General features: G+C 61.0%; 17 protein-coding genes. 7 read left to right on the top strand and 10 right to left on the bottom strand.

Annotated elements, in window-relative coordinates; genetic code table 11:
• Positions 1–544 precede the first annotated feature (544 nt).
• The 5 genes from hpf to mtrA form a co-directional block, all read right to left on the bottom strand.
• Complete coding sequence (gene hpf, locus HMPREF2975_RS05545; RefSeq protein ID WP_058237022.1) at positions 545–1,219, bottom strand: ribosome hibernation-promoting factor, HPF/YfiA family; 675 nt, start codon at positions 1,217–1,219, stop codon at positions 545–547.
• Positions 1,220–1,396: 177 nt separating this feature from the next.
• Entirely contained in the window at positions 1,397–2,170 is a 774-nt protein-coding gene (locus tag HMPREF2975_RS05540) for a ComF family protein (protein WP_227469277.1), read from the bottom strand.
• A 48-nt stretch (positions 2,171–2,218) separates the two neighbouring features.
• Positions 2,219–3,958, bottom strand: coding sequence for an LpqB family beta-propeller domain-containing protein (locus HMPREF2975_RS05535; RefSeq protein ID WP_193600003.1), 1,740 nt, complete (start codon positions 3,956–3,958; stop codon positions 2,219–2,221).
• Positions 3,955–5,613: an MtrAB system histidine kinase MtrB gene (mtrB, locus tag HMPREF2975_RS05530; RefSeq protein WP_070726369.1), complete on the bottom strand. Its 1,659-nt coding sequence runs from the start codon at positions 5,611–5,613 to the stop codon at positions 3,955–3,957. The genes HMPREF2975_RS05535 and mtrB overlap by 4 nt, the downstream gene beginning before the upstream one ends.
• On the bottom strand, positions 5,594–6,274 hold the full coding sequence (mtrA, locus tag HMPREF2975_RS05525; protein WP_058237026.1) for an MtrAB system response regulator MtrA: 681 nt from the start codon (positions 6,272–6,274) through the stop codon (positions 5,594–5,596). Before mtrA ends, mtrB begins: the two co-directional genes overlap by 20 nt.
• Positions 6,275–6,437: 163 nt before the next feature.
• Between mtrA and HMPREF2975_RS05520 the strand changes: the two genes are divergently transcribed.
• The 5 genes from HMPREF2975_RS05520 to HMPREF2975_RS05500 are packed head-to-tail and all read left to right on the top strand — an operon-like array spanning position 6,438 to position 12,183.
• Positions 6,438–7,865 carry a DUF7847 domain-containing protein gene (locus tag HMPREF2975_RS05520; protein ID WP_070726367.1) on the top strand — a complete coding sequence of 476 codons (1,428 nt, stop codon included), beginning with the start codon at positions 6,438–6,440 and terminating at the stop codon, positions 7,863–7,865.
• A gap of 14 nt (positions 7,866–7,879) precedes the next feature.
• Positions 7,880–8,611: a DUF4129 domain-containing protein gene (locus HMPREF2975_RS05515; protein ID WP_070726365.1), complete on the top strand. Its 732-nt coding sequence runs from the start codon at positions 7,880–7,882 to the stop codon at positions 8,609–8,611.
• A complete protein-coding gene (locus HMPREF2975_RS05510) occupies positions 8,608–9,789 on the top strand; it encodes a hypothetical protein (RefSeq protein WP_070726363.1) in 1,182 nt (393 codons plus the stop codon). The genes HMPREF2975_RS05515 and HMPREF2975_RS05510 overlap by 4 nt, the downstream gene beginning before the upstream one ends.
• Positions 9,790–9,808: 19 nt before the next feature.
• Positions 9,809–10,807, top strand: coding sequence for an AAA family ATPase (locus HMPREF2975_RS05505; RefSeq protein ID WP_227469282.1), 999 nt, complete (start codon positions 9,809–9,811; stop codon positions 10,805–10,807).
• Positions 10,804–12,183, top strand: coding sequence for a DUF58 domain-containing protein (locus HMPREF2975_RS05500; protein WP_227469276.1), 1,380 nt, complete (start codon positions 10,804–10,806; stop codon positions 12,181–12,183). The genes HMPREF2975_RS05505 and HMPREF2975_RS05500 overlap by 4 nt, the downstream gene beginning before the upstream one ends.
• A gap of 6 nt (positions 12,184–12,189) precedes the next feature.
• Here HMPREF2975_RS05500 and HMPREF2975_RS05495 read toward each other — a convergent pair whose 3' ends face one another.
• Positions 12,190–13,203: a stage II sporulation protein M gene (locus tag HMPREF2975_RS05495; protein WP_083314437.1), complete on the bottom strand. Its 1,014-nt coding sequence runs from the start codon at positions 13,201–13,203 to the stop codon at positions 12,190–12,192.
• On the opposite strand from HMPREF2975_RS05495, the gene HMPREF2975_RS05490 reads away from it, so the two are divergent.
• Positions 13,202–14,041: an RDD family protein gene (locus tag HMPREF2975_RS05490; RefSeq protein ID WP_193600002.1), complete on the top strand. Its 840-nt coding sequence runs from the start codon at positions 13,202–13,204 to the stop codon at positions 14,039–14,041. The genes HMPREF2975_RS05495 and HMPREF2975_RS05490 overlap by 2 nt on opposite strands.
• Before the next feature lies 1 nt (position 14,042).
• On the opposite strand, the gene HMPREF2975_RS11985 is transcribed toward HMPREF2975_RS05490, so the two are convergent.
• Positions 14,043–14,519, bottom strand: a complete 477-nt coding sequence (locus tag HMPREF2975_RS11985) for a DUF3499 domain-containing protein (RefSeq protein ID WP_083314448.1) — start codon at positions 14,517–14,519, stop codon at positions 14,043–14,045.
• 138 nt (positions 14,520–14,657) lie between these two features.
• Between HMPREF2975_RS11985 and HMPREF2975_RS05480 the strand changes: the two genes are divergently transcribed.
• Positions 14,658–15,032: a metallopeptidase family protein gene (locus HMPREF2975_RS05480; protein ID WP_307781418.1), complete on the top strand. Its 375-nt coding sequence runs from the start codon at positions 14,658–14,660 to the stop codon at positions 15,030–15,032.
• Positions 15,033–15,051: 19 nt separating this feature from the next.
• Here the strand turns inward: HMPREF2975_RS05480 and HMPREF2975_RS05475 are convergent, their stop codons facing one another.
• Genes HMPREF2975_RS05475 through HMPREF2975_RS05465 form a run of 3 tightly spaced genes read right to left on the bottom strand, consistent with a single transcriptional unit; the run spans position 15,052 to position 20,343 of the window.
• Positions 15,052–16,539: a DUF5719 family protein gene (locus HMPREF2975_RS05475; RefSeq protein WP_070726355.1), complete on the bottom strand. Its 1,488-nt coding sequence runs from the start codon at positions 16,537–16,539 to the stop codon at positions 15,052–15,054.
• Positions 16,536–20,069, bottom strand: coding sequence for a glycosyltransferase (locus HMPREF2975_RS05470; RefSeq protein ID WP_227469275.1), 3,534 nt, complete (start codon positions 20,067–20,069; stop codon positions 16,536–16,538). The genes HMPREF2975_RS05475 and HMPREF2975_RS05470 overlap by 4 nt, the downstream gene beginning before the upstream one ends.
• Positions 20,070–20,073: 4 nt before the next feature.
• Positions 20,074–20,343: a WhiB family transcriptional regulator gene (locus tag HMPREF2975_RS05465; RefSeq protein WP_371935782.1), complete on the bottom strand. Its 270-nt coding sequence runs from the start codon at positions 20,341–20,343 to the stop codon at positions 20,074–20,076.
• Between the last annotated feature and the right edge of the window lie 262 nt (positions 20,344–20,605).

Below are 20,605 nucleotides of genomic sequence, written 5' to 3'. Positions count from 1 at the left end.
GCTCTCAGCCACACTCAGCACCCTGTCGTCGCGTATTCGACCGTCCTCTCACTCCCCCACAACCCCAACTGTCGATCTCGCGCCCTACCGCACAGATGCCACGCCAAACTTGTCTCTAGCCATGCGGGTCACAGGCGTATAGGCATATCCGCCCTTCGCTGCAGTCAGCTGAGATCGACAGTTGGGGCACAGAAGGCGGGCAAGAGGGGCACGCATGAAGGATGAACCCGTACAAGGCGCGGGCTCAAGGGATGAGCACGCGCGAATGGCGGCACGAGAGCGGGTACGAGGGAGAAAGGCACAAGACGCGTCCGCGGCGGCAGCACCGATCGCTGGTACAGCTTTCACGCATACAAAGGTGTGGCCCGCTGCCAAGGCAGCGGGCCACATAAGGGGCCAGTCAGCGGTTAAGCCGACGCCAAGACCTATCAGGCCGGCGCTGTGAACTAACAGGTCAGCACGATGAACTGACAGCACTATGAACAACAGGCCAGCGCGATGGCTATCAGGTCAGCGCTTACACCGATGCTTTGACCTATTTCGCCTAGTCGTCTCGCGATTCGCCTTCTCCGATTCGAGTATTCAGGCGGATCACACCGTAGGTCCAGCCGTGACGGTGATACACCACGCACGGTTGGTGCGTTTCCTTGTCGACGAAGAGGAAGAATGGGTGACCAACCAGTTCCATCTGGTCGAGCGCCTCATCCACACTCATCGGCTCAGCTTCATGGACTTTTTGCCTGACAATGACGGGAGAATCACCCAGCTGTTCTTCACGGGCCTCACCCGGCTTGAGGTCGTACGCGCTCTTCAGTTCGGCACGAGGCGCGGCGGCTGGCTTTGCCTCGGGTTCAAGTTCGGATTCAAGGGTGCGCGGATCGAACTCCTCATGCGGGTGTGGCTGGTAATGGCGCCGATGATCTTTCGCGCGGTCGCGCGCACGACGCAGCCTTTCAAAGAGCTTTCCCGCTGCGATATCAACTGCCGCATAACGGTCCGCTGAGGTTGCTTCGGCACGGATAACGGGGCCTTTCCCGTAGACCGTCAGCTCGATACGCTCAGCGGTGTCGGCTTGCCGCGGGTTCCTTTCGTGGGTCAATTCCACGTCCACGCGCTGTGCCCGCGGATAGAACTGCGTTGTCTTCGACACCTTCTCTTCAACGTACTCACGGAAATTCGGATGGATTTCGGCATTACGTCCGACAATTGTGATGTCCATGTCTCCTCCAGAGATTCAGTGGGCCCGGTGCCCACGTCAACAGTGCTCACGCTTCATTGCGATGAGCGGTGAGTGTTGCTATCACCCCCTGTATCGCGGCAGGTCCGACGTTACGGAACCGACCTGCCTTCTGTTATGTGCCTTCCATCATAATGCATGGTCGTGACGTATTTCACGTTACTGGGGTGTGTCTGTCGCACTGACCCGACACAGGGTGACGACCGCCTGAACCGACGGTCCCAGCACTTGCGCCATTTCACGCACCGTCGCCCCCGTCGTCATCACATCATCGACGAGGATGACGTTCACTTTGGGCACAATATCGACACGCCGAATCATCGACCCGCTGCGTCCTGCGGCGCGAGCAGCCCCGCTTTTCCCAGACTGGCTGCTGCTTCCCACACGCAAGCGCACTGCATCGATGACGCGTACACGCATCCGCGAGCGCCCATCATCAGCATCAACGCGCGCATGCAACAGACCCACCGCTACTCCGTGCGCCACATCGAGCGCCACGAGTTGTCCGCGAAAACGCCTGGCAAAGCGTGACGGAGCCGGCACGACCCATATTTCATCCGCATCAAGTGTTCGCCACGCCGCCTCGCGCGCCACATGTTCCCCCAACGTGATCCCACAGCGCCACAGAAATTCACTCAGATCTACGCGTGGACGATGCTTGGCAGCCAGAACGATCGAACGCAGCGCTCCCGCATATTCGCCCAGTGCCCACGCCATGATCATCTGCTGTTCGTTCACCTCAACCGCCTGCCAGGCGCCCGGATCATTCGTGGCAATGGCACGGCAACGCTCGCACAGAATCGCATCCCACTTACCGCACCCCACGCATTGCACGGGCAAGATCAGGTCCGACAGTGCATGGGACCCCCTCGTCAATGTGTGATGCAAAAGGTGAGTTGCGTCGGCGTAATCCACTCCTCCAGCAGACCTCATTAGGTGCCTCGTGTCGACTCACACGGGCCGTTCTGTGGATAACCCGTCTCAGCCCGGATAGGAAATCTCGCGAACGGGGGCGCCCACGGCCTGCCACACCGACCCTGAACGCGAATACAGGTTCCCTTCTCGGGTGCGGATGTAGATGTTCGAGGGTGTCGCCCCTCCACTGATCATCTCGACCTCACCAGGCACAGGCATGGTGGAGCCGAATCCACCCAGGGGCTCGATGCGGATCTGAGGTGAAGAATCCGAGGCGGACTCGTCGAATACGAGCGTCACGGTGCCAGCCCACGACACGTCATTGACCGTGGCAGACGTGGCGCTGACCTGGATGGGCGTGCCCACGCTGGTCGGCACTCCCTGAGGGTCACGCACGATCGGCGCGACCCACACCGAACGGGTCGTACCGACTTCGCGGATCAGAGCCAGGCGCGCACCGTCGGGTGAGACCTCCACCGAGTGAATAGTGTGGGAGTGGTCAAATGGTGAGGGGAGCTCAATGTAGGTGCCGCCCAGCCCCATGATGTAGATGGGAGAACCTGGCGTGGTTGACGACGTTGCCCACGCCATGTCGAAGCGGTCGACTGAGGGCCATGATGGCGAGGCGACCGGATGCGCGACCTGCCCGCCATCACCGTCAGCAATATAGACAGTGTCCTGCCCCACCCACGCCATCGCAGCATCAGAGGTGGGTCCAATTGCCGGCTTTGACGCGTCTGGCCCAATTTGCTCCGGGGTAAGAAGCAGGCGCGTGGAATTGCCAGATACGCTGACAAAACCTGTATCTGAAATCCCCACCGCACTGTCCATGCGATAGTCGGGACCCAGCGGCACTGCCAGGTCCTCGATCGTCGCACCCTCAGACACAATGCGCACCGAGGTGACGGACGTGGATTGCGTTAACGTGGTGTAGATCTGCCAGTACAGTTCCGTCGGGTCCTGTACCGGCGCGACCTGCCCGTTAAGCGCCACGCTGGCCACCTGGTTGTCAACGCTGATTCCTCCTGCGCCCAGGGCTACGCCTTCTGGAATCGCCGAGGTGACGGCCGGCGCGATCGACTGGGATGGTCCTGCGAGGAGTCCTTCCATAAGGTGAGTAGCCAGGCGGCGGATCGGATACCATCGCGGATCAGGCACCAGCGCTCCCCCGTCATTGGACGGGAAATACAAGGAAACGAGCTGGTGGGAGGCTGCCAAGGATGCTTCCGACACCATGACCCCATCGTCCAGAGAATCGATGCGCCACTGACCATCTTCCTGGACCAAGTGGAACGACCGTGCGATCTGAGAACCCGATTCGGAGGGTGTCAGCACACCGTTGGCGTCGATTGTTGCGACCGCGGGGGCAGTGACCTCTGTCGTCACATCGCCCGTACCTTCCTGCAACTGTGTCGAGGGTGTCGACGCGGTCGCATACACCTGAATCATTGTGGTCGGCTGCCACGTCTGGGCAGCTTTTTCGGTCAGATACAGGCGCGCCGCTGCAAAATCGTCAGTTGTGCCGGCAGCGCACGCCAGCAGGAAATCGGACACCAACATGTCCGGGGTGCTGCCCTGAGCCGGGCCACCTGCCGCCACTTCAACCGGTTCGGCTGATGGCGTGGGAACGTCGAACGGGTGGGGCGAGCTGGCAGTCGGCAACACTGAGCAGGCAGCAGCTGACAATGCCATCGCAATGCCTGTTGCGCATGCGAGTGCACGCATAAGGACCGGCGACTGCGAGACGGGCGAACCTGCTGACCGGTGCCGCACACCGCATGCACGCGCGATTCGATTCAGCCTCATTCCGCCTCGCCTCCTTCGGACGAACCATCCTCGCGCCCCTCGCCCCATTCATCCTTCCAAAGTTCCAGCGGGCGGGATGCCACGGCTGTGCCCACCTTGCGCGGCAACGTGATGACGAATGAAGATCCTGCTCCCGGCACGCCCCAGGCTTCAATGGTGCCGCCATGCAGGTTGATGTCCTCGCGCGCAATTGCCAGACCCAGCCCGGTTCCACCCGTTGTGCGCGTGCGAGCGGGGTCAGCTCGGAAGAAACGGTCGAAGACATGGGAAACGGTCTCTTCACTCATCCCCACGCCGTGATCGTGCACCCGCAGGGCGACATCGGTGTCGGTGGCGGCAATGTCGATATCAACGGCGCGGCGCTCCGCGTGTTCGATCGCATTGACAACGAGGTTGCGGACAACTCGTTCGACGCGGCGCGAGTCGATCTCTGCGTCGCATCTGTTTTCTGGGTTGTGGATGATGATCGGCACGTTGAGACGCTCAGCGAGTTCACTGTGATCGTTGACCACTTTCGCTGCGAGTGCACGCAGATCCGTGGACTCGGCATCCAGCAGGGCACTTCGGGCGTCGTAACGGGAAATCTCCAGCAGATCAGCCAGCATGGAGTCAAAGCGTTCGACCTGTTCGTGAAGGAGCTCGGCAGATCGCTTCGTCGATGGGGATAAGTTGTCGCGATCCTTCCAGATCATCACTTCCGCCATGCGGATTGTGGTCAGCGGGGTGCGCAGTTCATGTGAGACATCGGAGACGAAACGCTGCTGGAGTTTCGACAGCTCGTCATACTCGGTGATGCGGTGTTGCAGGGAATCCGCCATGTTGTTGAAGGCCTGTCCCAAGCGAGCCATTTCGTCGACACCTGTCACCGGTACGCGTGCGTGCAGGTCGCCCTCGGCCAGTCGCGATGCGGCGGACGAGGTGATGCGCACAGGACCCATCAGGTGATACAGAATCAGGAAAACTGCCAGCGGCAACACGATCGCAATAGGGATGACGGCCCAGCCCAGGGAGCGCATCACCATCGTGATGATGTTCTGTTCCTGTTTGAGCGAGTAGATAATGTACATTTCGTACAGCCCGGCGCGCGGCAGGTTGACCTGAGAGCCGACGATGATGCCCGGCTGTTCACTGCCATCCCTGTCGTGCAGCGCCACGGATTGCCACTGACCGCTGGTCGATTCAACAACCGCGTCACGCAGTGGGTCCGTGATGGTTGTCAAGTAGTCGACGTTGATAATTTCGTTGATGCGGAAATTAGTGTCGGACGAGGGCGAGCGAAGCACCATCACCGACACTGCTCCGGCGCCGGCAGCTGAACCACGCACATTAGCCACCATTCGACGCGCCAGCTCCTGAACCTGGTCAGGGCTGGAGGCTGTCGACTGGTCGAACATGGATTGCGCGGAAGCGAATCGAACACCAGCGTCCTCCAAGATGGCGTCTTTCCTGTTATCGAAGACACTGTCGGTGAGCTGCTCGGACGTGATCAGAGCAAAGATAATCAGCAGTGCCAGCGCCGAGGCGCACAGTGACAGGGCGATACGCACTGAAAGCGAGCTGCGTGCCTTTTGCCAGAGCCACAGGCGTTCATGCCAGCGCGGTTGCCGAGTGGCCGCGTCCGATTCCGGTGCAGTGTCACGACCCTGTTCCGGCACGATACCCCACTCCGCGCACAGTAATGACGATTTCGGGGCGCTCCGGATCGCGTTCAATCTTCGAGCGCAGACGCTGGACGTGGACGTTGACCAGACGAGTGTCGGCAGCGTGACGGTAGCCCCACACTTTTTCCAGTAGTTCCTCGCGCGTAAACACCTTCCACGGGGCGCGGCACAGCGCAACCAGCAGGTCGAATTCGAGCGGTGTCAACGCGATGGTCTCGCCGCCTCGGCGCACCACGTGTCCGGCCACATCAATGGACAGTTCGCCCAGGCGCAGGTGTTCCTCGGCGCTTTCGTCTCGACCTCGCAGGCGGGCCTTCACACGGGCGACAAGTTCCCTGGGTTTGAACGGCTTGGGTACGTAGTCATCTGCACCGGCTTCGAGTCCGGCCACCACGTCAGCAGTGTCGGAGCGTGCCGTCAGCATGACGATGGGAACGTCGGATTCGCGCCGAAGCCTACGACATACTTCAATGCCGTCAATTCCCGGCAGCATCAGGTCCAGCAGCACCAGATCTGGAGCATCAGTGTGGAATTCATCGAGCGCACGAGCACCGTCTTCCACTGCGGTGACGATGAAGCCTTCAGATTCGAGGACGATGCCGATCATCTCCGCCAGTGCGACGTCATCATCTACCACCAGGATATGTGCTGCCATAATCACAATAGTGTCACGAAATGGACAATTTTTACAGTCGACCCGCTTTCAACTTCCGTTCCTTTTGTGGCACTCACGGTCGTGAAAAATAGAATTGTCCATGACTTCATGGCACGATTAAAAACGATCACTGCACTGACACTAATGTCCAAGGAGTCAGACCATGAGTGAAAGCGATCAGTCGCGTACATTCGACCAATCGGCATCGGAGGGCGCATCGTCGTCTCCGCCTTACGAGGCCAATCAGACCGCGCCCGAAGCCGGCCACGACGCTTCCTGGTCAGCACCAGGTTCTGGATCCGCGTCTTCCGCATCACAATTTGATTCCACCGCTACCGGCGGTGCATCTGGCCACGCCGGAGCCTATAAGCCAGGTTCCGACTCACGTGAAGGGCCTGATTCATCCTGGGGTGCTCCGCCACCGCGGTGGGGACAGCGCACGTCGTTCGCTCCGCCTGCCAATGGATCTGACCAATTCGCCGCACCCAGCCAGCCAGCCTCACAGGCTTCCGCCCAGTGGTCGCATGCAAGCGACCACTCGGCGCCAGGGGGCAGTGATCAGAACTTTGCTCCCGGTGCCGGCCCTGCCCCGCAGAATGCTCCTCGGGCGCAGCAATGGGGCCTGGGTGACCCCAAGCCAGGGGTCATTCCGCTGCGCCCTCTCCAGATCGGTGAACTGTTCGAGGGAACGTTCCGTGCGATGCGTTCGAACCCGTCTGTTGTTTTCGGTTTCACCCTTGTCGTCGTCCTGATCGTCGCAGTGATCACCGCGATCATCTCGTCTTTGACGGTCGATTCGGTCTTCAACAAGCTTTTCCCGCTGATCGACCAAACTGACGAAGACCCAACCGTTCTCATTGACTTCATCCTGTCCGACCTGTCCAGCATCGCCACCAACCTCGGTATCAACGCGGTGACTACCACCGTTCTTCTGACGATCTCCACCGTGCTGGTCACCGGCGTGCTGTGCGCAACCGTTCAGGACGCTGTTTTGGGCAGGGCGTGCACACTGGCGGAAGCGTGGAACCAGATCAAGTCACGCGTAGGCGTGCTGTCCCTGTACGGTTTGCTCCTGTCGATCCCCAGCATCGCCATCGGTGCGCTGATGATCTTCGTGCTCACTCAGTTGGGAAGTGCTCAGGAAAGCGACATGCAGCGCATTGTCATCATGCTCCTTGTTGCCACCGTCGCGGCACTCATTGTCTCACTGATCTACCTGTTCCTGCTGATTCGACTCCTGTACGTCGAAATCGTCATCGTCATCGAACGCGCCGGCCTGATCGACTCCATCAAACGCTCATGGAAGCTGACCAAAGGCAGTTTCTGGCGCACATTCGGACGCTACGCGCTGATCTACATTCTGCTCACTGCGCTTGTATCTGTCGCCAGCGGCGTGGTCGGTGCCGTCACGGGCCTGCTCGCATTGACCGGCTCCCCCACCATTTTGTTCGTCTCGTCCGTCCTGGGCACAACGATCGCGCAAGCCATCACGCTGCCGGTCGTCGCCTGCTTTACGACACTGATGTATGTCGATGAACGCATGCGCAAGGAAAACCTCGGCCCCGCCCTGGCTCAAGCTGCCCGCGCCTGACTGGCAGGCCACTGATGCGAATCGTCAACCTGGACGTGCCCGTCACTCCGGATGCCCCAGAGGCTCAGGAGTGGCTCCAACGCGAGCTTTCCAAGACGCGCTATCAGTTTCCAGACCCCGTCGACAAGTCCGGTGAGACACTCCTGCAGCGCATCCTGCGATTTCTTCAGGAGCAGTCTTTTCCTACATTGCCCGGCTTCAAGATTCTCATGGTGGCGCTGGCTGTCTTTGCCGTGCTTCTCATTGTCGCGCTGATCCTCAACCCCATTCGCCTGCGCAACCGTGTGCGTTCTCATTCGGTCATGTCCGACCAGGACGTCTCCGCACGCCAGGCGCATGACAACGCATCTAGCTATCTGAAAGAGGCGGACTTCGCGCAGGCGTTCATTTGGGGAATGCGCTACCTGGTCCTGAGTCTTGACGAGCGTGACGTCGTGCGTGCCACGCCTGGCCTGACCGCTCATGAAGCGGCCACGGCTGCCAGCGCGCAGTTTCCAGACTCGCGCGACTCCCTCGTCAATGCGTCCGCGCTGTTCGATGCTGTCCTGTACGGCAGGTCAACTCCGACACGTGACGATGTCACCCGCCTGATGAAACTGACGAAAGCGCTACGCACTTCACGCACCTCCTCAGGCGAATCACTCGCAGGTGACCCACCGTCAGGCGACTCGTCTCCAGACGGCTCAGTATCTGAACACTCACCCTCAGACGCTGACCGTGTTCCCTCAGCCCAGGGGGCCAAGTGAATCAGCAACGAGCCACGGTCGCCACGCTGTCCGCACGGCAACGACTGCGCGAAAGCAAACCCCTGCTGATCCTGATCGGCATCATTGTCGCGTGCATGGCGCTCCTGCTGATTATCCCGACCAATTCGCAGGATCGGCGCCCATTTTCCGCCGGAAATCTGCACGATGAAGGCTCGGCCGCCCTCATTGAAGTCCTGCGCGAACAAGGGGTGAATGTCTTCGTCACGTCTTCGCCGGAGGACGCTATCGCCCGCGCTCAGCAGCCTGATACCACGCTCGCAGTCGCAGGAGATGTGGTGCCACTGAATTTTCAGATGTACACCGACCGGATCGACTCAATCGTGTGGATCGCGAACGGTCAGATGACCGGCCCGGAATTCAACGGCGTCACGTTTGCCGGCACGTCCCAGCTTCTGCCTGGTGTCCTGAAACCGGACGTCCCTGCGACGGTTCGTTTGCTGGAGGATTCAACGTGCCGGTCCGAGGCGGCCAAGCGGGCCGGAAAGATTTCGAAGTCCGAGGTCACAGTCAGCGTGCACGAACCGTGGACCGGGTGCTTCGAGCAGTCTTCCGGCCAATTTGTCTACGCTGAGAAGATCGAGGGTGACCAGTACCGCGCCATTATCCCCGGCGGGGCGGTGGTGCAGAACAAGACGATCGCTCAGGCGGGTAATGCTGCGTTGGCGTTGAACACCCTGGGCCGCAACGCGAACCTGGTGTGGTTCGTGGGCTCACTGAACGCCGGCACGACGGTTGCCGCACCTGCCCCTCCGATGCCGCTGTGGCTCAAATACGGAATTTTACTGCTGGGCCTGACGATGGCAATGCTGGCGTGGGTCAAAGGCGTGCGTCTTGGTCGCCTCGTTCCTGAAAACCTGCCCACGCCTGTCCCCGCCATTGAAACCGTCCAGGGACGAGGACGACTCCTGCGTTCCAACCGTGCGCACGCCCACGCAGCCACGTCGTTGCGCGTCCACACGGCACGAAGGATTGCCCGCCGCCTGGGGGTCACCGACCATTCCTCACGCGCCGCGCTGACCGAGGCGATTAGAGCCTCAGGTGTGGATGTGATGCGTGCTGACGACACATTGTGGGGGCCGGCCCCCACCAACGATCAGGATCTTGCCCGCCTTGCACAGGAACTCAAACAATTGGAGGCTGATATTCGCCATGAGTGACCAGATGACCAATGACCAGATGAGCACCCCACCTCACCAGTCTTCTCACGAGTTCTCTCAAGAAGAGTTCGAGTCAGCCCAGCAATCCTTGCTGCGGATCCGCTCCGAGATCAGCAAAGCGGTTGTCGGCCAGGATCAGGCCGTCACCGGCTTGATTATTGCGCTCGTGGCAGGCGGACATGCACTGATTGAGGGTGTGCCCGGCGTTGCGAAGACACTGCTGGTGCGCTCCCTTGCTGCGGCTGTGGATCTTGAGATGACACGAGTCCAGTTCACGCCCGACCTGATGCCGGCTGACATCACCGGGTCGATGGTGTGGAACGCGGGCGATTCGTCCTTCGAGTTTCGCGAAGGCCCGGTCTTTACGAATATCCTGCTGGCCGATGAGATCAACCGCACCCCACCAAAGACCCAGTCCGCTTTGCTTGAAGCAATGGAAGAACACCAGGTCAGTGTTGATGTCACGACTCATCGTCTGCGTGAGCCGTTCATGGTGGTCGCCACGCAGAACCCCGTTGAGCAGGAGGGAACCTATCCCCTGCCTGAAGCGCAGCTGGACCGTTTCCTGGTCAAGCTCGACATGCCGCTTCCGCCGGCAGATGTGGAACGGGAAGTGCTGGCACGTCACCAGCGCGGATTCGATCCTCTGCAGCTCAGGCAGGCGGGAGTGGAACCTGTCGCCACGGCTGATGATCTGGCTCTGGCCCGAAAGGCTGCTGCGCACATCAACGTGGACGACGCAGTAATCGCCTACATCGTCGATCTTGTCCAGGCAACCCGTCGTTCCCCGGCAACATCGCTCGGTGTCTCGCCACGAGGCGGTACCGCCCTGTTGGCCACGTCGCGGGTGTGGGCGTTCCTGATGGGTCGATCATTTGTCACTCCTGATGACGTCAAGGCGATGGCGCCGGCAACTCTTGCGCATCGTCTCTCACTGAATGCTGAAGCAGAACTGGAAGGTACGACAAAAACGGCAGTGATCAACAACGTCCTGGCGACGGTGGCGGTTCCACGGTGATTATCCCTTCGTGGAGAGCTGTCGCCCTCACGGCGCTTGGCATCATCCCCATCATCTTTTTCCCCACGATGACATTGACGGTCGCGTGGTTCCTCCTCGTGGTGGCGATGGTGCTGGTTGACAGTGCGCTCGCGCTTTCGCCGCGAAGGCTGGAAGTCACGAGGGAGACGCCTTCACCTATTCGTGCCGGCACTGATTCAGTCTGCACCCTCACTCTGGCAAATCCCTCCGGCAGGGTCGTGCACATGGATGTGCGCGATGCATGGCCGCCGTCGGTGCGCCAGGAGCCTCGTCGTCACCATGTGCGTCTCGAGGCGCACGGTAAGGCGCGATTGCGGACAGCGATTTTTCCTGCCAGGCGTGGCACGGTTTTTTCTGATTTTGTCACCGTGCGCGCGTGGGGTCCACTTCGGCTGGGGTCCCGTCAGGTGTCGTTGCGAGCTGACCTGACGCTGACAGTGATCCCGGAGTTCCGCTCGCGCCGCCTGCTCCCGTCCCGACTGCAGCGCCTCCACGATCTGGATGGGTCAACGGCCACGGTTCTGCGCGGACCGGGCACCGAGTTTGATTCTCTGCGCGAGTATGTCATCGGTGATGACCCTCGTGACATTGACTGGCGTGCCACTGCCCGCTCACGCGACCTCATGGTGCGCACGTGGCGCCCTGAAAGAGATCGCCACGTGGTGATCGTTGTGGATACCGGGCGCGCAGGATCCCTGCTTCTGGGCCCCACAGATGTGGAGATGATTCGCAGCAGCGACCTTTCAGTAGTTGAAGAACATACGCATGACGCTGACGTGGTGGATGTCGGGTCGGCGCCTCGCCTGGATTCAGGTATTGAAGCGACGCTGCTTCTGGCAGCTTTAGCTGATCGAGGTGGGGACAAGGTGCACGTGATGGCGGTTGACCGTCAGGTGCGTGCCCGTGTCAGCGGTCTGACGGGGCCGCGTCTTCTCAACCAGCTGGCGATCGATTTTGCCGGCGTGCAGCCCACCGTTGAACCTACTGACTGGAATAAGGTGATCGTGGAAGTAGGGCGCATGGTGCATCACCATTCGCTGCTGGTCCTGGTTACCGAAGTTCCGCCGTTGGGGTCAGATCCTGACTTTGTGGATTCTGTGGCAGCCCTGTCGCGCAATCATCGTGTGGTCGTAGCATCGGCGCGTGACCCGCATCTGGATCACATGCTGTCAGAATCTGACACGATTGATCAGGTGTATGGCGCGGCAGCTGCTTCCGCTGCCCGCCGTGAGATCCGTCAGGCCTGTGAGGACCTCAATCGCATCGGTGTGATGACGCTCGACGTGTCGGCGGGTCTGCTCAGCGCCAAACTGGCTGACTTGTATGTGCAGCTGAAAGGCCAGGGACTGGCCTAGTACAGGTCAGGCAGCAACGGGTTGCGCGTAGCCGGCATCCGATTCCAGATCGCCAATGATCCCGAGCTTGTGGGCACGCCCTCCGAGGATGAACGTGTACAGCCACAGTGCGGTGATGACCAGTACCCCACTGCCGATGCGAATCCAGTTCGGCAATGATGATGGCGTCACGAATCCTTCGATGAAACCGGAGATTGCCAGGAGGATCACCAGGCCGCCGCAAATCACCACCATTGACCTGCCAGCTCGCGCAAGGGCTCGTCCGCGGGTGGTACCACCAGGGCTGATCAATGCCCAGAACAGGCGCAGCCCTGCCGCACCGGCAATGAAGATCGCCGTCAGCTCGGGCAGACCGTGCGGAAGGATGTAATGCAGGAAGAAAGCTGGCCCCGCATAGTGCACAACCAGCGCACCTGTTACCCCCATGGAGACAGCATTGCTGTAAATGATCACGAACGGCATGATTCCGGTGATACCCGCGCCGATCATCTGGATGGCGATAAATGCGTTGTTAAACCATACGGATGCGCCAAACTGGGCGTTCGTGTCTTGTGAGTAGTACTCCACGAAGTCGTGGAAGACGAATGATCGTGCTGCTTCCGGCTCCATCAGCGTTTCAATGGCAGCGGGGTTGCGTCCCAGCCACACAATTTCAGTGATGGTAATCGTCAGGAACAACGCCATGATGGCGATTGTCCACCACCGCACTTCGTACAGTGCGGCAGGCAGCGTCACTTTGAACCATCGAGCCATGCCAACCAGGGATGCGCCTGACGTTCCGGTCAGGCGTGAACGCGCTCGCGCCAGGTCGTTGGACAGTTGGTGGATGAGGTCCGGATCAGGCATGGTGGCGCGTATCATCGCCAGGTCCGAAGATGCACGCCTGTACAACAGGCTGAGTTCGTCAATCTGATCGCCGTCCAGGCGGCGCATCCGTGCAAGCGTATGGAGTCGATCCCATGAAGGCGACCGCGAAGCTTTCAGCGCATCTATGTCCACTCGAGCTAGCATGTCATACATGAGCCCAAACGTCTCGCCCGTACGCAAGATTTCCGATAACCGGTTGAAAACCGGCGAGGGTGTCTCCCTGGACGTCTACCCCGCCTCCCCCGTGGTGCGTGGGTTGGCTCTCCTTATCGATATGTATGTGTATATCGCCACCTTCGGCAGCGTGTTCTTGCTGATGGCGTTTCTGGGCACCTTTGACTCAGGGTCACTGGAACGCATCGGTGTCATCGGCACGATGGTGATGATCTTCCTGATCGCCCCGATGACTGTGGAGTTTTTGACGCATGGTCGCTCACTGGGCAAATGGGCGTTCCACCTGCAGGTTGTTCGAGATGACGGTGGTCCTGTCACGATGCGTCAGATCGCGATGCGAGCGGTGTCCGCGCTCCTGGAAATTTTCATGACGATGGGGTCGGTTGCCGCGGTGACATCGCTGGTCAACAAGCAGTCAAAGCGTCTGGGTGATATCGCTGCAGGAACGATCGTGGTCCGACTGCCTGAGCCGGCACATTTTGTTCCCCTGGTGATGCCACCGGAGTTGAAGCGATGGGCTGACACTGCGTTGTTCACTGATCCTGGAAGTGACGTGAGGGCGTACGGCCTGTATCTGATGCGCACGATCGCAACCATGTCGCCAGCTCAGCGCGCTCAGCTCACATCGGAGTACGCCCACTCGTTGCTGGAGTATGTCTCACCTGCCCCGCCCACGGCTGATGCGGAGCGTTTCATCGCGGCATTCCTGGTGACATTGCGTAATCGCGAGTATGTGCGCGACGTGCGTCGCCATCACCGTGATGACGTTCAAAGGTCACGCGCAGGCGCCGTGCCTTTTGAGATCGGTGCTGCCTGAACTATTCCTTGTCCTCAGGAGTCATTCCCTGTGTCGTAATCACATGGAACCGTGATTTTCTGGCCTCGTGATCACCAGCGAAGGGGCCGCGTTCAGCCTGCCAGGGGCAGTTGGGTGTGTCTTTCCCGTCAATTGACGAGGGGGCAGCCGGGTCGCCTTGTTGGGCGTGGTGCGCGACGCATTGAGCCACTGGTGAGGCTGAATCGGTGTGGGCGGCATCGCGGACTGCGTCAACGAGCGCCATCAGGTCATCGGCCGATGGTGGTGCCGGGTCAAACGAGCTCTGCAAACGCACGATTTGCCATCCTTGAGGGGCAGTCAGATTATTCGCGTGGCGTTCACACAAGTCGTATGCGTGCGGCTCGCTCGCTGTTGACAGTGGACCGAGGACGGCCGTCGAATCGGCATAGTCATACGTCAATGTTGCAACAGGAGCCCCTGCGCATCCGGGTTTGGAACAGTGTCGAGCCAGCATCACGCCTTCTACTGTAGGGTGGCCTGACGCCGGTTGCGTGGAGGCACACCCAAGGTTGACTGCCATTTTCGCCATGTCATCGCTTACAGTGGCCATGTGCCTACACGGAGTCAAGGTCGTCGTGATCGCCACGGACGAGGGATGCGCGGACCACAGTTTGTTCCGGGCATCCCTGCGCGCATGACGCGGCGCGCACAGTTTGTGCGCTGCGTTCAAGATGCTGTCAGTGAGCTGACTGAACGGTGGCCAGCTGTGGCGACCATTGAATTCGGTGTGGAGGATGTTCCACCGTCCGATCCTGCTGCGTGGGAGGACCATTCGGTGGTCATTGCCCGCATTTTTCCCGCTGATCGCCGGCGCGGGCTGCGTGACCGTATCGTCGTGTATCGCCGGGCGATGGAGCTGCACAGCGCGCGCTCAGACATGGACACGGTGATGCGTCAGATTCTGGCTGACCGTATTTCGCATATTCTGGCGATTCCGCCCGACGAGCTCGAAGAGTATTTCGACATGTAGTCGCTTCAGTCCGGTCCGCTTATCGGCTGGGCGTCATGAGGATCGTTTCCTGGCCTTGTCCTAATCCGGCGTGATCCAGCCCCGTCACCGCGTGAAGCATACCTGTCGGTGTCTTCACACTCAGTGCGAGGCTGACGTGGACCGGCTGGCTGGCTTCGAGTGTCTGCTGAGCTGCTTCGTCCAGATCGATCTGCGTGCTCGTCCCGGCCGGCAGGTCGTATGTGAGATCCCCGATGCTCACCTGTGTGGCGTTCGCGCCGGTGGTGACAAGCACGGACATGGTGCTCAGTTCTGCACCGCTGGCAGTTTCGAGGGCTGTTGGACGCGCCACCTGCTCCTCAGCCAGAATGTCACTCAGGAGTGCCCCGAGGTCCTGGCGAGCCGGGATGGTGAGCGTCGTGACGGGAGCGACCCCGACGGATGCATCTCTGTCTTCCCAGTGCGTCTGCGACCCGTTCCATTGGCTCCCAACCGTCTTCACCATCACGGTTGTCGCGATGGGCACATCTGATTGGACGCGAATTGCACGAGCCTGGTCATCCAGCGTGGAAATATCCACATCCAGAACTGTCCCGTTGTCCACGGTGAGCTGGTCGGTGCCGGCCAACGGCGTTGTTCCCACGGGGTTCAGCACGCTCAACGTGACCTGCGCGTTCTCTCCGCTGGGTACGGCGATACGGATGGCTGCTGATTCGAGTGCGGTGCGATCCGGCAACGCTATGACGGAGTCCAGCGATGCTGGCTGCCCTGCAATTCGCGTCAGTCCCAACGGTGTCTCACCGTTCATGCCGGATGACTGTGCCCAGGCGATGAGGCCGGGACCGTCGGCTCGAACGTGCAGTGCAAGGCGCTCATATCCTGGGAACCAGGAGGCTGCCAGCAGCGACATGCGTGATTGGGGCGGGACAACGACGGCAGGTCCTGGCGTGGTGGTCGGGCCAGATTCGCTGATTGCATCGATGGAAACCTGTGTCGACTTGTCGGATGGGTTGACCAGTTGGAGCACGACGTCCTCACCCACGAGAGTACTTCCGAGCGCAACCCACTGGTCCTGCAGAGCTGGTCGGCATGTGTCGAGCGCCAAGGAGCGCAGTTCTCCTCCGCCGTTTCCTGACAGCACCAGCGCGGTGGCACGTTGCACGCGCTCTCCTGTCACGGTGAGTGCCACGTGTGGTTCGTTCTTTGCAGCATCGTTCCCGCCAGCGTTGACACCAGAGGATCCGGCAGGTGACACCCACCATTGCGCCGGCATCCGCGTATTGCCGACGGCTTGCGGGTCGTCCAGGCCTCCCGGGCAGCCCAGTGTCACTGACGAGGGGGACGCCGTCACAACCGGAGCTTCAATACGGGCCGGGCCGATGGCACTGGGCTGCGTTGTGGCGGAGCGTGCGGCCAGGTAGCAGATTGACGCGATAGCCATAATCGTGATCAGTGCGGCGACCATCGGTCGCCGTGAGCGTGCCAGCTTCGTGCGGGGCACGGCTGTGGGTGTGTGCGCGGTACTCATGTGCGCCTCCTGAGTGGCACGAGGCCCATAATGCAGGCGGCTCCGGCCACAGCGAGCACAACGCGCCACAGGGTCTGCGGCCACCACGACCAGGTGATGACAAGGTGCCCCGATTCTGGCAGTGCAAAGCCTTGAGCCCAGGTGGCTTCCGAGGGTGTCACGTATTCAAGTGCGCGCCCGTCCACAGTGGCATGCCAGCGCGCATCTGAACGCTCCGCCCACACCAGGGTGGCAGGGGCTCCCTCGTCCACCCCTGCTCCAGTATCAAGGGCGACTGACGTGCCGAGTTGAGTGGAGTCAATCGGCGTCGTGCCGATCCGTAAGTGTGCGGGCTGGGCTGAATCTGGTCGGACTCTCCACAGGGCACCCGCATCCGTGTCACCTACTTTTTCCAGTGCCGCCACTTTGTCGAGTGATTCTTCGACGTTGGCCTGGCAGTGAGAAGCAGCCGCGTGGGAACCTTTCGATCCGGTGCACACCACTGTGTCGATGTTGTGCTGGTACAGGATGCGCGCAGCCTGCTCGTCAGGGGTCGCAACCAGCGTGGCGAGTGCGCTGAGAAGCTGCGCGGATGCGGGGTCTGGGAGGGCTGCATCGCCATCCGCCTCGCTCGGACTGACTGCGATCAGACGGGCCCATCGTGTCAGCGCTGAATTATCGGTCCATGACACATCTTGGGCGCGCAGGATCCACGCGGCCAGTGCGCCTTGAGCGCGCGTCGCGTCCTCGTCTTCCTGATGATCATGCGGACCGGCCGCGCCTGTCCCCTCGGCTGAGCCAAACGCTTCAGCGGACGGTTCGAGTGGGGCGATCACGAGGGTGCGTCCGCCTCGCGGTGATTCCTGTGCGTGAGTGGACACAGCTGGCAGGGCCGGGCGCGATGTGGCGGTGACTCTGCTCGCCGTTGGGGGCGCCATCATCATCGTGACCCACACGATCATGGGGACCAGCGCGGTGCAGGCAACCAGTGCGGTGGCTGCGCTACGGATGAGAGGCGGGCGCTGCGACCATGCGCGCATGCGCACAGTCAGCTCACCGTCTTCAGCCTTGGCCGTGTAGTGCGGACTGTCGCACGTTGACAGCGCGAGGGTCATGCCCAACAGTCCCAGTGAAATAAAGGGGCCGGGCCACGCATAGGCTACCGTGTCTGCAGCGAGCCATCCGACAGGGGCATGAGCACCGGCCCCCAGTGCCACTGGCACTGTGCTCACACCGTAGGCTGCGAACAGGCTCAGCGCTGCCACGGCCATTCCCCACATGCGGGTGAAGGGCTCATGGGCACGCACAGGGAGGATGCTCAACAGGGCGCACACCGCCAGCATGACAATAACGACCGCCCCGCAGATGAGCGCTGTGGTCAAACCGTGAATATTCAGCCACGTCCACACCGACGGGTTGTGTCTGCTGAGTTCTCCGTAGGGGGCACGAATGTCAAAGGGCAGACCCAGTGCGATCTGCCAGGCCTGCGCAGGAGGAACTGCAAGTGTTCCACCGCCAGGCGTGATGAGCGCGTGCCAGCTCGTACCGCCAGTACGGATCGCCGCGCTGACCAATGGGGTGATCACAACTCCAGCAGGCACGAGGGACCACGCGAGGGCGGCGGCACGCCTCCTCCACCGCATCAGTGCAACGGCGGCGATCAGCACAGCCGCACCCATCAGGGCAGGCACCGCGCTCACGATGACGGCCAGGCTGATTGCCGCAATCCCCCACGCTCCGCCGGCACGGACATGGCGGTCAACAGTCGCCACACCATCCGCGCTCGGGACGACCAGTGTTGGCTTTGCGCGGCTGATCAGTCGGATCCAGCCCCACGCTGCCAGGGGAAGAAAGACGTGGACGAGGGCGGCGCTGAGACGTCCGTGGAGTAATGCCAGCAGCAATGTCGGGGGGCAGGCCCACACCATGCACATGACGACTCGAAGGCGCACTGAGGTCGTCACAGCGCACGAAAGGGCCCACATTGTCAGGCACGATGCCGGTATGGCTGCGGCCAGCAAAAGAGCAGTTGCATACGTTGGGGATACTCCCACAGCGCACAACGGCGCAATGAGCACCGTGAGAAGAACGAGGAACGGGTCAGGAACAGCAGCAATTCCACTGCCTGACGGCAACCACCATGTCAGCGCGGCTTGCGCCGTCTGTTTCCATGTCGATGGCAATGCAAGCCAGGCACCTCCGCGCAGGGTGGACAGATGCGAGTGCCAGAGGACGATACTGAGTGCGACAGTGATCACGGTCATCACTGTGAACGTCACAGCACTGGTCATGCGGTAGCTGCGCAGTGAGGCATGCTGGATGGGGTCGCCCTCGTCCATGTCGTTGCGTGCGCGAATGGTGCGGGCTCGAAGTTTACGGGCGCGCCACACCTCGCGCGGACTGGCTTCCACTGATGCGAGTACTCGTCGAGGCAGTGTGGCGGTGCGGGCGGCAAGGTGTCGAGCGCGAATCAGGTCGGGCGTGTGCGCGACCAGCTTGAGCCAGGCGCTCAGCTCAGGTATCGCCAGGTGGGCGGCACTGGTCATGATCCTGCCGATGGCACGCAGCGGTGTCCACACGGTCAGAGCCACCATGAGCAGCGGAAGTTGCCACCATGGTGCAGCCACCATCCAGTTGAACAACTGGGCATAGCGGCGTACCTGGAAAGACGCGTCATCGGGATGGTCAGTGCCTTGGTCATGCAGGCTGGCCTGTTCATGTCGTACTCGTGCCTTCGGGTCAACGACGACGCGGTACCCGGCGCGCCGCGCCCTGCGGCCGAACTCCAGTCCGTCACCGAAAGGTCCGAGGTAGGGGCTCAAGCCGCCCAGTTTCGTCCATGCCTGCCTGCTCACCAGCATGCCGGCGGTGCCGACCGCGAGGACATCGGACGTGTCATCGTATTGACCTTGATCGATCTCATCGGGCATTACTGTGTCGACTCGCCGTGCTGAACGGGTGGCGCGAATACCCAACTCAAGGAGGCGTGAGCCGTCCATTGCGACCTGTTTGGCACCGACCACGCCGATTGTGCGTCCGCTCTGGGCGGTATTCCACTGACGAGACAGACACTGTGGGTGCGCCACACAGTCATCGTGCATGATCCACAGCCACGTGGAATTATCGATCAGTTCAGCCACGCGATCGTTGTCGGCATATGCACGGTGGATGGCGTCAGAGAGGTTGCGCGCACCTGGTGTTGAGACGAAGGTGGTCGGAACCGTGAAGTCACGAATGGCATTGTCGAGCGTGGCGTGTTCGTCAGCCTGGGCGGCAGTGTGAGGTGGCCGGGGATCCCCAGCTTCCGCATCGATGATGACGAAGTGTTCGGGCTGTTCGGCCTGGGAATCGATACTGACCGCGGCTGCGCGGCAACGGTTGTCATTCGTCGAACGGGTGACCAGCACGGCGACAACGCCGTGAGCAGTGTGGCCGCGCGCGCGGCGTGAACCTGGCTCATCGCCATGAGGTGAGACGTCAGCGTCTGATTGTTCAGGGGTGGACGAGGGTGGCGAAGTGTGCGCCGAGCGGTGCGAAGCGCTGGAGGTCATGTCATCAGCCAGCGGCACGGCGCAAGCGGCGACGCTCCCGTTCGGACAATCCGCCCCAGATTCCGAATCGCTCGTCATGAGCTAATGCGTATTCCAGGCACTCTTCGCGCACTGAGCATGATTGGCACACAGCTTTCGCTTCGCGCGTCGATCCTCCCTTTTCCGGGAAGAAGGCTTCTGGATCTGTCTGTGCGCACAGCGCATGCTGCTGCCACGCCAGCGGGCCATCAGCACGGGCAAATGCCTCGACATCCGCAGCCTCGGACCATGTCAGAGGTCCGTCACCCAGGATGTTCCACACGATTTATCGTCCCCTCGCCGTAAACAGTTCGTACCTGAATTACACCGTTGTTATCCGCCGGTGTCAAGTTCGCTTGCGATTTTTTCTCCGCCACTCGGCGTGTCGAGTTGTCGCTGTGTCGCATCGCGGGTTAGCGTGGCCACTCACGGTGACCTAACCGTTATTCAGCCTGCAATGTCACGGGTTTGCGCGGGCACACCCCCGTTCCCCCGCCTTTTTCGCTAACGTACCGAGT

This window comes from Actinomyces sp. HMSC065F12, assembly GCF_001814535.1.
GTDB classification, from domain to species: Bacteria; Actinomycetota; Actinomycetes; order Actinomycetales; family Actinomycetaceae; genus Pauljensenia; species Pauljensenia radingae_A.
The sequence above is the reverse complement of the archived record's forward strand: the minus strand, read 5'-3'. Positions and strand labels throughout refer to the sequence as shown.